The organism is Streptomyces sp. NBRC 110035, assembly GCF_000829695.1.
Classification (GTDB): domain Bacteria; phylum Actinomycetota; class Actinomycetes; order Streptomycetales; family Streptomycetaceae; genus Streptomyces.
Map to the genome: position 1 here is coordinate 227643 of NZ_BBNN01000022.1, position 12450 is coordinate 240092.

General features: G+C 72.7%; 12 protein-coding genes. 2 read left to right on the top strand and 10 right to left on the bottom strand.

The window, feature by feature from the left end; genetic code table 11:
- Positions 1-43: 43 nt before the first annotated feature.
- From TU30_RS12860 to TU30_RS12880, 5 genes are all read right to left on the bottom strand, one after another.
- On the bottom strand, positions 44-1180 hold the full coding sequence (locus TU30_RS12860) for a glycosyltransferase family 4 protein (RefSeq protein WP_042168777.1): 1137 nt from the start codon (positions 1178-1180) through the stop codon (positions 44-46).
- A 256-nt stretch (positions 1181-1436) separates the two neighbouring features.
- Positions 1437-3155 (bottom strand): DNA repair protein RecN, encoded by a 1719-nt coding sequence (gene recN / locus TU30_RS12865; RefSeq protein WP_042168855.1) that lies wholly within the window; start codon positions 3153-3155, stop codon positions 1437-1439.
- 123 nt (positions 3156-3278) lie between these two features.
- Positions 3279-4184, bottom strand: coding sequence for an NAD kinase (locus TU30_RS12870; protein WP_042168779.1), 906 nt, complete (start codon positions 4182-4184; stop codon positions 3279-3281).
- Positions 4181-4996 (bottom strand): TlyA family RNA methyltransferase, encoded by an 816-nt coding sequence (locus TU30_RS12875; protein WP_042168780.1) that lies wholly within the window; start codon positions 4994-4996, stop codon positions 4181-4183. Before TU30_RS12875 ends, TU30_RS12870 begins: the two co-directional genes overlap by 4 nt.
- Before the next feature lie 7 nt (positions 4997-5003).
- Complete coding sequence (locus tag TU30_RS12880; protein WP_042168782.1) at positions 5004-5336, bottom strand: hypothetical protein; 333 nt, start codon at positions 5334-5336, stop codon at positions 5004-5006.
- A gap of 42 nt (positions 5337-5378) precedes the next feature.
- Between TU30_RS12880 and TU30_RS12885 the strand changes: the two genes are divergently transcribed.
- Positions 5379-5726, top strand: coding sequence for a sterol-binding protein (locus TU30_RS12885; protein WP_042168784.1), 348 nt, complete (start codon positions 5379-5381; stop codon positions 5724-5726).
- On the opposite strand, the gene TU30_RS12890 is transcribed toward TU30_RS12885, so the two are convergent.
- From TU30_RS12890 to TU30_RS12905, 4 genes are all read right to left on the bottom strand, one after another.
- Positions 5710-6654: an ABC transporter ATP-binding protein gene (locus TU30_RS12890; RefSeq protein WP_042168786.1), complete on the bottom strand. Its 945-nt coding sequence runs from the start codon at positions 6652-6654 to the stop codon at positions 5710-5712. The genes TU30_RS12885 and TU30_RS12890 overlap by 17 nt on opposite strands.
- Entirely contained in the window at positions 6651-7688 is a 1038-nt protein-coding gene (locus TU30_RS12895; RefSeq protein WP_042168789.1) for an iron chelate uptake ABC transporter family permease subunit, read from the bottom strand. Before TU30_RS12895 ends, TU30_RS12890 begins: the two co-directional genes overlap by 4 nt.
- Positions 7685-8731, bottom strand: coding sequence for an iron ABC transporter permease (locus tag TU30_RS12900; RefSeq protein ID WP_042168790.1), 1047 nt, complete (start codon positions 8729-8731; stop codon positions 7685-7687). The genes TU30_RS12895 and TU30_RS12900 overlap by 4 nt, the downstream gene beginning before the upstream one ends.
- Before the next feature lie 85 nt (positions 8732-8816).
- Positions 8817-9848: an HAD hydrolase-like protein gene (locus TU30_RS12905; RefSeq protein ID WP_042168792.1), complete on the bottom strand. Its 1032-nt coding sequence runs from the start codon at positions 9846-9848 to the stop codon at positions 8817-8819.
- Positions 9849-9919: 71 nt separating this feature from the next.
- Here TU30_RS12905 and TU30_RS12910 point away from each other — a divergent pair, with 71 nt between their 5' ends.
- Complete coding sequence (locus tag TU30_RS12910; protein WP_042168793.1) at positions 9920-11212, top strand: DUF1015 family protein; 1293 nt, start codon at positions 9920-9922, stop codon at positions 11210-11212.
- 125 nt (positions 11213-11337) lie between these two features.
- On the opposite strand, the gene TU30_RS12915 is transcribed toward TU30_RS12910, so the two are convergent.
- Positions 11338-12177: a tetratricopeptide repeat protein gene (locus TU30_RS12915; RefSeq protein WP_042168857.1), complete on the bottom strand. Its 840-nt coding sequence runs from the start codon at positions 12175-12177 to the stop codon at positions 11338-11340.
- Positions 12178-12450 lie beyond the last annotated feature (273 nt).

The following is a 12450-nucleotide window of genomic DNA, read 5'->3' on the forward strand; positions in this document are numbered from 1 at the left end:
CGGGTCCGGGCCCGCGCCGACGGTTCCAGCTCGTCGGCTCCGATCAGGTCAGCGGCCGTGGCTGCGTCAACTCGTCGTAGACGCTGAGGACCTGGGCCACCGCCTCGTCCTCCGTCGGCCATCCGGCCGCCTGCCGGGCGCCCTTGGCCCGGAGTTCGTCCCGACGTCCGGGGTCGCCGAGCAGCCGTACGACGGCGTCGGCGAGGGCACGCGCGTTGCGGTACGGGACGAGTTCGGCTGCGTCGCCGACGAGTTCGGGGACGCCGCCGGTGTCGGCCGCGACGAGTGGCACGCGCGCGTGGAGGGCCTGCTGGGCGAGGACGGAGCGCCCCTCCCACCGGCTCGGCAGCAGCGCGAGGTCGGCGGCCTCCAGCAGCTCGGTGATGTCGTCGCGCCGTCCGACGAGCCGGACCGGCAGGTCCTCGTCCGTGATCCGCCGCTGGAGTTCACCGCGCAGCGGCCCCTCCCCCGCGACGACGACCAGCGGCTGGGGGTCGAGGCGGCGCCATCCGTGCGTGGCGTCGAGCAGTGTGTGATGGCCGCGGTTGCGTTCGAGGGCGCCGACGGCGATCAGCAACGGGCGTCCGACGGCGCCGAGTTCGGCCAGGAGTTTGGGCCGTGACCCGTCCGGGTCGCCCGTCTTCGGGGCGGTGCGCGGCCCGGGGAAGGCGACCGCCGCCAGCCGCGCGTCCCGCGCTCCTGTCCGGCGTGCCCGCTCGACCAGGGCGGAGGTGGTTCCGAGCACCACGGTGGCCGCCCTGACGACCCGTCGCTCCATCAGCCGCAGGACGTGCGCACGGGCACCGTCGGCGTGCGGCCGGTCGTGCCAGGTGACGGTCAGCGGGGTGCGCCGCCCGCCGAGGGCGAGCACGGTCCGGAAGGAGGCGTGCAGGCCGTGCGCGTGCACCAGGTCGGCGTCCGCGCACGCCGCCCGCAGCGCGGACACCGAGCCGGGGTCGCTGCTGCGCGGCACGTGCACGTGGTCGGCGCCGGCGCCGGTGAAGTCGTAGGTGTGCTCGGCCTCGGTGGGGGCGCACACCGTGACCCGCACGCCCCGCGCGACGAGCCCCGCGGCCAGCGAGCGCACGTGGGCACCGGCCGCGGCGTTGCCGCCGCCCAGCACCTGCACGGTGCGCAGCGGCGACTGGCCGTGCGGTGAGTGGCTGCTCACGGGGGTCACGTGGCCGGGCTCCTGGTTCGGGTCGGGTGGTCCCGAAGAACGTACAGAAGGACCGTGCGGAGAGGATGGACTGCACGATCTCCTGCGCATGCTCGGTCAAGCATGCCAGGAGGCAAGGGAATTCCGGCAACGACCGGATCGACCGCCCGCAGCGGAGTGGACGCGAACGCCACCCGTACGAGTGACAAAGTACGTCCTGTCGGCCGACACGGCCCGGTGGGCGACCGGGCGGACGCCGACGCCCTCGAGCCGCCTTTCAGCCGTCCGCGCGGGCCGTCTCCAGTAGTTCCTCCGCGTGGGCGCGGGCCGTCTCCGAGTCCTCCTGGCCGGCCAGCATCCGCGACAGTTCCCGGATCCGGTCCTCCCCTTCGAGTACCTTCACACCGGACCGGGTGACCGTCCCGTCGTGCGTCTTCGCCACCAGCAACTGCCGGTCCGCGAAGGCGGCCACCTGCGGCAGATGGGTGACGACCACGACCTGGGCGCTCTTCGCCAGCTTGGCGAGCCGCCGCCCGATCTCGACGGCCGCCTTGCCGCCGACACCGGCGTCGACCTCGTCGAACAGGTACGTCGGCACCGGGTCCGTACCGGCGAACACGACCTCCACGGCCAGCATCACGCGCGACAGCTCACCGCCGGACGCGCCCTTGGCGATGGGCCGGGGCGGCGCCCCGGGGTGCGGGGCGAGCAGCAGCTCGACCTCGTCGACGCCCGACGGCCCGTGGGCGACCGTGCGCCCGCCGACCTCGACACCGTCCGGGTCCTCGGTCTGCCGGATGTCGAACGACACGCGCGCGTGGGGCATGGCGAGGGAGGCCAGCTCCCCGGTGACGGCCGCCGCGAAGCGCTCCGCGGCCTCGGTGCGCGCCTGGGAGAGCGTCTGCGCCAGCCCGCCCAGTTCGGCGCGCAGGCCGTCTCGCTCGGCGGTGAGTTCCCCGATCCGCTCGTCGTCGCCCTCCAGGTCCGTGAGGCGCGCCGCGCTCTCCTCGGCCCAGGCCAGCACGGCGGCGATGTCCGGGCCGTACTTGCGGGTGAGCCCGGTGAGCGCGGCCCGGCGTTCCTCCACCGCCGCCAGCCGCAGCGGATCGGCGTCCAGGTCGTCCGCGTACCCGGCGAGGTCACCGGCGACGTCACGCAGCAGGATGCCGACCTCAGCGATCCGGTCGGTGAGCGCGGCCAGCGCCGGATCGTGCGCCCGGACGGCCTCCAGGGCCCGCTGTGCGCCCGCGACGAGCGTTCCCGCGTCGACGCCCTCGAGGTCCTCCGGGTTGCCGGCGAGAGCGGCGTGCGCGACGGACGCGGCGGACGCCAGGGCCTCGGCGTGCCCGAGCCTCTCGGCCTCCTCGGCCAGTTCCACGTCCTCTCCGGCGCGGGGCTCCACTGCGGCGATCTCGTCGAGCCCGAAGCGCAGCAGGTCGGCCTCCTGGGCCCGTTCACGCGCGCGGGTGGTGATCTCCTCGAGTTCCGTGGCGACGGCCCTCAGCCGCTTGTACGCCTCCGTGTACTTGGCGAGCGGTCCGGCGACCGCGTCCCCCGCGTACCGGTCGAGCGCCTGCCGCTGCCGGGACTGCTTCAGCAGCCCCTGCTGGTCGGTCTGCCCGTGCACGGCCACCAGGTCGTCGGCGAGTTCGGCGAGCAGCCCGACGGGCACGCTCCGCCCGCCGAGGTGCGCCCGGGAGCGCCCCTCGGCGGAGACGGTACGGCTGATCAACAGCGCCCCGTCGTCGAGCTCGGCTCCCGCCTCCCCCGCGCGCGCGGCGGCCGCGGCGCTCTCGGGCACGGTGATCCGCCCCTCGACGACCGCGCTTCTGGCGCCGATCCGCACCAGGGCCGCGTCCGCCCTTCCACCCAGCAGCAGCCCGAGACTGGTGACCACCATGGTCTTGCCCGCGCCCGTCTCACCGGTGACGGCGGTGAAGCCGGGTGACAGCTCGACCACGGCGTCGTCGATGACTCCGAGCGACCGTATCCGCATCTCCTCCAACACGTCCCAGACCTTACGAGGTTTTCCTCGCCCTGTCCGACGCCACCCCCGCCCGTACGGGAATGCGGCAGGTCTGCACCCCCGAGCGGGAAGGGACGGAGGCGGACGCGCAGGCTAGTGCGGGGCTCCCCGCCATCCCGAGACCGGCAGCGCGAACTTAGCCACCAGCCGGTCCGTGAACGAGGCGTGGTGCAGCCGGGCCAGCCGGACCGGGACGGCGCCGCGCCGGACCTCCACCCGCGCGCCGGCCGGCAGTTCCACGGTCCGCCGTCCGTCGCACCACAGCACACCGGGCGGGACATGCGGCAGCATTTCCACCGCGAGCACCGAGTCCGGCGAGGTCACCAGCGGCTTGGCGAACAGGGCGTGCGCGCTGATCGGCACCATCAGCAGGGCCTCGACCTCGGGCCACACGACAGGTCCGCCGGCGGAGAACGCGTACGCTGTCGATCCGGTCGGGGTGGCGCACACGATGCCGTCGCAGCCGAAACCGGTCACCGGACGCCCGTCGATCTCCAGCACGACCTCCAGCATCCGCTCGGCGGACACCTTCTGCACGGCCGCCTCGTTCAGCGCCCAGTCCGTGTGCACGATGGTGCCGTTCTTGTGCACGACGACGTCGACGGTCATCCGTTCCTCGACCTCGTACGCCTTGCTCACCACCCGGTCGACGACCTTGTCGAGGTCGTCCCGTTCGGCCTCGGCGAGGAAGCCGACGCTGCCGAGGTTCACGCCGAGCATCGGCACACCCGAGGCGCGGGCGAACTCCGCGCCGCGCAGCAGCGTGCCGTCACCGCCGAGCACGATCAGCAGTTCGCAGTCGTCGAGGCACTCGGGGGTGGCCTCCTTGACGGTCCCCACCTCGTCCGGCAGCGGCAGGTCCCGCGCCTCGGCCTCCAGCACCCGCACCCCCAGTCCGGAAGCCAGCAGTCCTTTGACCACGAGCTCCGCGCTGCGGATGGCCGCGGGGCGGCCGGTGTGGGCGAGCAGGAAAACAGTACGAGCTCGGTTCGGTGTCAACGCGGCCCCTCCGCCACTGCACGGTCGACGTCGGCCGGGTCCAGTTCCAAAGCCCCCGCCCGCAGCCAGAGAAAGTATTCGACGTTTCCCGAGGGTCCGGGCAGCGGACTCGCGGTCACGCCCCTGGCCCCCAGTCCCAGCTCCCAGGCCTTGGCGGCCACGGTCCGCACGGCCTCGGCGCGCAGCTGCGGGCTGCGTACGACGCCGCCGCTGCCCAGCCGCTCCCTGCCCACCTCGAACTGCGGCTTGACCATCATCACCAGGTCGGCGTCCGGCCGCACGCACCGCTTCAGGGCGGGCAGGACCAGCCCGAGCGGGATGAAGGACAGATCCCCCACGACAAGATCCACAGGCTCCCCATCGATTGCTTCAAGCGTCAACTCCCTGACGTTCGTACGGTCCTTGACGGTGACGCGTTCATCGTTGCGGAGAGACCAGGCGAGTTGTCCGTATCCGACGTCCACGGCGACCACATGGGCGGCCCCGGCCCGGAGCAGGACGTCGGTGAAACCCCCGGTCGAGGCACCGGCGTCCAGCGCCCGCCGTCCCCGGACGGCCAGCCCCTGCGGCACGAACGCCTCGAACGCGCCGGCGAGCTTGTGGCCGCCGCGCGACACGTAGTCCGGGTCGCCGGCGTCCTCGGCGACGAGGATCGCGGCGGCGGTCTCCACCTGGGTGGCGGGCTTGGTCGCGACGGTCTTGCCGACACTGACCCGCCCGGCGGCGATCAGCTGGCCGGCGTGCTCACGCGACCGGGCGAGCTTCCGGCGGACCAGCTCCGCGTCGAGACGGCGGCGTGCGACTCCTGCCACGTTCGGTTCAGCTCCCCTGTCGGTAGGTAGGTGTGGGAGGGGCCCCCGGAGGTTCCGGGCGGGCGTCGAGCGCGGTGAGCGCGTCGCGCAGCCCCCGGTGCACATCTTCGTACACCTCGACATGGCCGTCCGTGGTGAGGTGGTCGGCGTCGGCCAGCCGCTCCAGCCGCGCGTCCACCTCGGCGTTGCCGGTGGGGGTGCGGGGGACGTTCAGGGGCGCGGGGGCGGCGGGGGCGTACCCGGGCGCGGCCCGGAGGGCGTCGTCGGCCGTCGGTGCGGCGTGCTCCGCCTGCGGGGGCGGCTGCGGCGCGCTCCCCGGCGGGGGTGCTGCGTCGTTCATGCCCCGACGCTACCGCGAACCGTTGGGGTACCGTCGTCCGCGATGGCCACGATCGAGGAGTGCCGTGCCGCACTCGACAAACTGTCCGACTCCATACAGCGTGCCGAGGGCGACGTGCGCACGGCGGCGGCGATGGACCGCTCGGTCAGCTGTCACATCACCGACCTGGACGTGACCTTCGCCGGCCGGCTCACCGGCGGGCGGATCGAGGTGCACGACACGCTGGAGGGCCCCCCGCGCGAGCGGGCGCAGATCCGGCTCGCCATGCGGGGCGACGATCTGCTGGCCCTGGTCGACGGCGAGCTGCACTTCGCCAGGGCCTGGGGGTCGGGCCGGGTGAAACTGGAGGCCGGTCTGCGCGACCTGTTCCATCTCAGGAAGCTTCTCTAGCGCCCATCGCGGCCGCGGCCTGCCGGCCCGGGTTCTGCCTGCCGGTGTCCCGCTTCGCCGCGGTCCGCGCTGTGCGGGCGGCCGGCACGATCAGGGGCGTGCCCGTCTCGGGGTCGTCGATGACCTGGCAGCTCAGGCCGAAGACCTGCTCGACCAGCCCGGCGGTGACGATCTCCTTCGGCGCGCCCTGCGCGATGACCTTCCCGTCGCGCAGCGCGATGAGGTGGGTGGCGTACCGGGCGGCGTGGTTGAGGTCGTGCAGGACGGCGACGAGGGTACGGCCCTGCTCCTCGTGCAGTTCCGCGCACAGGTCCAGTACGTCGATCTGGTGCTGGATGTCCAGATAGGTCGTCGGCTCGTCGAGCAGCAGCAGCGGGGTCTCCTGGGCGAGCGCCATGGCGATCCACACGCGCTGCCGCTGCCCGCCGGAGAGTTCGTCGACATGCCGTTCCCCCAGGTCTGCGATGCCGGTCCGGGCCATCGCCTCCTGGACGACCCGCTCGTCCTCGGTGGACCACTGGCGCAGGATGCCCTGGTGCGGGTACCGGCCGCGCCCCACCAGGTCGGCGACCGTGATCCCGTCGGGCGCGATCGAGGACTGGGGCAGCAGTCCGAGGGTGCGGGCGACCTTCTTCGCGGGCATCGACTGGATGACCTGACCGTCCAGCAGCACCCGCCCCCGGCTGGGCTTCAGCATCCGCGACAGTGCCCGCAGGAGTGTCGACTTGCCGCAGGCGTTCGGGCCGACGATCACGGTGAAGGAGTTGTCCGGTATCTCCACCGACAACTGCTCGGCGATGACCCGCTGGTCGTAGGCGAGGGTGACGTCCTCTGCGGACAGTCGGTTCACGGTGCTCCTTCGGTTGTTCGGCCCGCCGGTCTGCGGGTCGGTCGGTCCGTTGGCCGGTCCGTGGACGGTTCGCGTCATATCCGGCCCGCCCTGCGCTCGGTGACCAGCAGCCAGAGCAGGTAGACACCGCCGACCACACCGGTGACCACGCCCACGGGCAACTGCTCGGTGCCGAAGGCCCGCTGCGAGACCCAGTCGGCGCTCACCAGCAGGGCTGCGCCCATGCACATCGACGGCATGAGGTTCGGCCCGGGCGAGCAGGTCAGACGCCGGGCGAGCTGCGGCGCGGTGAGCGCGACGAAGCCGACCGGCCCGGAGGCCGCCGTCGCCGAAGCGGTGAGCAGGACCGCGGACAGCATCAGCACCAGCCGCACGCGCTCCACCCGGACTCCGAGGGCGTACGACACGTCGTCGCCCATCTCCGTCATCCTGAGCCCGCGGGAGTTGGCGAGAACCAGCGGTACGAGGACGGCGCACAGCGCGAGCAGGGGCCACACCTGGTCCCAGTCACGGCCGTCGAGGGAACCGGTCATCCAGACGACCGCCCGGGCCGCGTCCACGATGTCGGACTTGGTGAGCAGATAACCGTTGACCGCGGTGACGATCGCGGAGACACCGATACCGACCAGGACCAGCCGGTAGCCGTGCACCCCCCGCTTCCAGGCGAGCGCGTAGAGGGCGAACCCGGTCACCAGTCCACCTGCCAGGGCGCCGAGGGCGACCTGCTGGGCCGTTCCGGAGAACAGCACGATCATCACGAGCGCACCGGCCGTGGCGCCCTGGCCCAGGCCGAGGACGTCCGGGCTGCCCAGCGGATTGCGGGAGACGGACTGGAACAGCGCGCCCGCGAGACCGAGCGAGGCGCCGACGAGGAGCCCCACCAGGACCCGTGGCAGCCGCAGTTCGGTGACGATGAACTCCTGGCCCGGGTCGCCCTCGCTCAGCAGGGTCCGGACCACGTCGGCGGCGGGTATCGGGAAGTCGCCGGTGCCGATCAGCACCACGCTCGCGGTGAGCGCCACGAGCAGCAGCAGAACACCGACGAGCAGGGCGCGCACGTCCACCCGGAGCGAGAGGCCGCCCGGGGTGCGCACAGTACGGTTGGTCTTCACAGCTGGGCCGTCCTCCGCCGTCGTACGAGATAGATGAAGACCGGGCCGCCGATGATCGCGGTGACGATGCCGACCTGGAGCTCCGCGGGCCGGGCCAGGACGCGGCCGATGACATCGGCGCCGAGCAGCAGCACGGGCGACAGGATCGCCGCGTACGGCAGGATCCAGCGCAGGTCGGGTCCGGTGAACGAGCGTACGACGTGCGGCACCATCAGGCCGACGAAGGCGATCGGCCCGCAGGCGGCCGTCGCGGCCCCGCACAGCAGCGTCGCGGCGAGCATGGCCGTCCCTCGCGTGCGGTTCAGGTCGGCGCCGAGGGCCCTGGCCGTGTCGTCGCCCATGGCCAGGGCGTTCAGCGGCCGGGCGAGCAGCAGCGCCAGCACGAAGCCGAGCAGCAGGAACGGGAGCACCTGCTGGATGACCGCGCTGTTCGCCGAGGCCAGTGATCCGACCGTCCAGAAGCGCATCCTGCCCAGGGCCGCCTCGTCGAGGATCATGACCGCTTGGAGATAGCCGAACAGCGCGGCGGTGATCGCGGTGCCGGCGAGCACCAGGCGCACGGGGGTCGCGCCCCGGCTGCCGCCGAGGAACCACACCAGCGCCCCGACGGCCGCGGCTCCGAAGAACGCGAACCACACATAACCGGAGGGCGAGGTGACGCCGAAGAAGGTGATGGCCGTGACGACCGCCGCGGAGGCGCCCGCGTTGATGCCGAGCAGTCCCGGATCGGCCAGCGGATTACGGGTCAGTGCCTGGAGCACCGCTCCCGCCAGACCGAGCGCGGCACCGGCGAGCGCACCGAGGACGGTGCGTGACAACCGGTCGGCGACGACCGCGTCGCCGTAGCTGCCCGAATCCTCGAACAGACCGTGCCAGACCTGTTGCAGGGACAGGTCCTTCGCCCCGATCGCGATACTCGCCAGGGCGACGGCCGCCAGGATCACGGCGGAGAGGAGCAGACCCAGGACACGGAGCAGCGCCCGGCGGTTCGGATGCGCGGGGGCGGTCTCCGCGCGCTGTTCAGGGGGACTCTCGACCAACACGCAGTTAGGTTAGCCTACCCTCCCATTCGATCACGATTCCCGGATTCCCAGGTTCCCCGGGCCGGCCTCCGGGGACCGGCACCCCTCACAGCTCCAGCCGTGCCAGCGCCTTCCCGCCGTCCAGCTCGCACATGCCGTCACCCGCCGCTGTCCACGCCGCCGCGCACAACGCCCGCAGACCGTCCGCAGCCGTACCCTCCCCGTCCAGCTCCAGGTACTCGCCGGCCGCCGTGGCCGTCCAGCCACCGCACCGGAACCCACCGCCGTCCACCGCGACGACCTCCGGCTGCCCGGTGAGCATGCCGCGCAGATCGGCGTCGACGAAGGTGGGCCGGTGCTGCGGCGGCGCGGCCAGCAGCCGCGCCCCGTCGGTCACGCCCGTGAGCACCAGCAGTGAGTCGACACCACCGTTGAACGCGCCCTCGATGTCCGTGTCCAGCCGGTCGCCCACCACCAGCGGACGCTCGGCGCCCGTCCGCAGGATCGTCTCGCGGTGCATCGGCGGCAGCGGCTTGCCCGCCACCTGCGGCTCGGCGCCGGTGGCGATCCGCACGACCTCCACCGCCGCCCCGTTGCCCGGTGCGATGCCCCGGCCGCTGGGAATCGTCAGATCCGTATTGGACGCGAACCACGGCACCCCGCGCGCGATCGCGTAACTCGCCTCCCCGAACCGGCCCCACGGGAAGTCGGGCCCGCCGTACCCCTGCACCACCGCCGCCGGGTCGTCGTCCGCCGACTCCACCGGCGTCAGCCCGCGCTCGCTCAGCGCCACCCGCAGGCCCTCCCCGCCGATCACCAGCACCCTGGCCCCCGGCGGCATCTGCTCACTCACCAGCCGCGCGACCGCCTGCGCCGACGTGATCACATCGCCGGCCTCCGTCGGTATCCCCAGTTCCGTCAGGTGCGCGGCGACGGTGTCCGGCGTGCGCAGGGCGTTGTTCGTCACGTACGCCAGGTGCATGCCCCCTGCGCGGGCCGTGGCCAGCGACGCGGCCGCGTGGACGATCGCCTTCCCTCCCGCGTACACCACACCGTCGAGATCGAGCAGCGCCGTGTCGTACGCCGCGCTCAGGGCCTGCCCACTGCCCTCGGGCCTCGTCCTGACGCTCCGGCTCATTGTGCATCGCTCCTCGTTCGACGGCTTTCCCCGATCATCCCCCATGCCACTGACACCCGTACGATGCCTGGATGAAGACTGCAGGTCCCTCGGAAACGAAGGCGCGCCGAGGCCTGGAACTCACCCCGTTCCAAGGCCTTCGTTACGACCCCGACCGGGTCGGCAGCCTGGCCGCCGTGACATCCCCGCCGTACGACGTCGTCGTCCGCCCCGACGGTCTGCATCACCTGCAGTCCGCGGACCCGTACAACATCGTCCGGCTGATCCTGCCCGAGGCCGGCACCCCGGAGGCCCGCAACGCCCAGGCCGCCGACACGCTGAACCGCTGGCGGGCCGAGGGCGTCCTGGCCACGGACCCCGTACCCGGCTTCTACGTCTACGAACAGCGCGACGGCGACGGCCTGCTGCAGCGCGGAATCATCGGCACTCTGCGCGTGTCGGACCCCGACGAGCAACTGGTCCTGCCGCACGAGGACGTCATGCCGCACATCGTCGCCGACCGGGCGGCCCTGATGCTGGCCACCTCGGCGAACCTCGAGCCCCTGCTGCTGACCTACCCCGGCGACGGCTCGGCAGCCGCCACCGCCGACCTGATCGAGCGCACGGCCAAGATGCCCCCCGTCCTCGCGACCACCACGGAGGACGGCTTCCACCACCGCCTGTGGTCCCTCACCGACCCCGAGGACCTGGCGACCGTCCGGACCGACCTGGCCGGCCAGCAGGCGCTCATCGCCGACGGCCACCACCGCTGGGCCACCTACCGCCGCCTGCGCGCGCAGCACCCCTCCCCCAGCCCTTGGGACCACGGCCTGGTGCTCCTCGTCGACACCGCCCGCTACCCGCTGCACGTCCGCGCCATCCACCGCCTGCTGCACGGCCTGCCCGTCGCGGACGCGTTGGCCGCCCTCCACGGCCTGTTCCGGGTCCGCCGCGTGGACGCCGCGCTGCCGCAGGCCATGGAGGCACTGGCCGAGGCCGCGGGCACGGGCAACGCGTTCCTCCTGGCCGGCGACGGCGCCTTCCACCTCGTCGACCGCCCGGACCCGGATCTGCTGGCCCGTACGGTCCCCACCGACCGTCCGGAAGCCTGGCGCACCCTGGACGCGACGGTCCTGCACTCCACGCTCCTGGACCAGGTGTGGCACATCCCCGAGGACTCCCCGGCCCGCATCGCCTACATCCACGACACGGCCGCGACCGTCGGGAAGGCGGAACGCGACGGCGGTACGGCGGTGCTGATGCATCCGGTCCGCGAGGAGGTCGTCCGCGACCTCGCCCGCCAGGGTGTGACGATGCCCCGCAAGTCGACATCCTTCGGACCCAAGCCGGCATCGGGCCTGGTGCTCCGCGCGTTCGACGACTGACGTCTCCCTGGAGACGCACGAAGGGGTGGGGTTCCCGGTCGGTGATCGGTGAACCGGGAACCCCACCCCTTCGTCGCATCCGACGTCCAGCCATCCAGCCGTCTCGTCGTCCAGGCGTTCAGGCGTCAGTCCTTGTCGACGTCGGTCTCGGCCCTTTCGGTCTCGGCCCTTTCGGCGTCGCCCTCGTCCGTTTCGTCGTCCAGATCCGCTTCCAGATCCGCGCGCACGTCCTCGGCCCCTGCCTCGTCGACCGAGGTGTCGGATCCGGCATCGGCTTCGTCATGCTCGTCGAGCGCATCCATGAACTCCACGCCGTCCATCTCGGCCAGCCGGTCCGACGCGTCGGTGCTGCCGTCCCGGTCGGCCTCCACGGCCTTCGCGAACCACTCCCGTGCCTCGCCCGCCCGTTCGGCGGCGAGAAGCGCGTCGGCGTACGCGTACCGCAGCCGCGCCGTCCACGGCTGCACGGACTGGGACGCCAGCTCGGAGCTCTGGAGCGTCACGATGGCGGCGTCCAGCTGCCCCATGTCGCGCCGCGCGCCGGCCGCGACGAGCCGCATCTCCACCTGCCCGGCCTTGTCCAGCTTCTGCACCTCGGGCGCACCGGCCATGTCCAGCGCCTTCTCCGGCCGCCCGAGCCCTCGCTCGCAGTCGGCCATGAGGGGCCACAGCTCCGTGGTCCCGGTCATCCGCCGCGCCGCCCGGAACTCGGCCAGTGCCTCGGAGTACTTCTGGTTGGCGTACGCGGCGAACCCGGCGGCCTCCCGTACGGCTGCGACGCGCGACGCCAGCCGCAGCGCCACCCTGGAATAGCCGTACGCGCCCTCGGGGTCCTCGTCGATCAGCCGGGCGACCATCACGAGGTTCTTGGCGACATCCTCCGCGAGCGTCTTGGGCAGGCTCTGCAGCTCCTGTCGTACGTCCTTGTCGATCTCCTCGCCCGTGACGTCCTCGGGGATCGGCAGCCGCTTGATCGGTTCCCGGTCCCGCTCCCGCTCCTCACGGAACCGGCCTCCGCCCTGCCGGTCGTCACGCCCACGGAACCCACCGGGCCGCCCACCCCGGTCGTCGCGGCCACGGTAACCACCACGCTCGCCACCACGGCTGCCCTCACGACGGAACCCACCACGGTCACCACCGCGGCTGTCCTCACCACGCCGGTCATCCCGACGATCATCACGACGTCCGTAGCCACGATTGTCGTCACGCCCCCGGTAACCACCGCGCTCGCCAACACG

What these genes read in the sequence shown, in the direction of transcription:
- recN (WP_042168855.1), bottom strand. Translation starts at nt 3,155, where the DNA reads ATGCGGATACGGTCGCTCGGAGTCATCGACGACGCCGTGGTCGAGCTG.
- TU30_RS12880 (WP_042168782.1), bottom strand. Translation starts at nt 5,336, where the DNA reads ATGAACGACGCAGCACCCCCGCCGGGGAGCGCGCCGCAGCCGCCCCCG.
- TU30_RS12885 (WP_042168784.1), top strand. Translation starts at nt 5,379, where the DNA reads ATGGCCACGATCGAGGAGTGCCGTGCCGCACTCGACAAACTGTCCGAC.
- TU30_RS12890 (WP_042168786.1), bottom strand. Translation starts at nt 6,654, where the DNA reads ATGACGCGAACCGTCCACGGACCGGCCAACGGACCGACCGACCCGCAG.
- TU30_RS12905 (WP_042168792.1), bottom strand. Translation starts at nt 9,848, where the DNA reads ATGAGCCGGAGCGTCAGGACGAGGCCCGAGGGCAGTGGGCAGGCCCTG.
- TU30_RS12910 (WP_042168793.1), top strand. Translation starts at nt 9,920, where the DNA reads ATGAAGACTGCAGGTCCCTCGGAAACGAAGGCGCGCCGAGGCCTGGAA.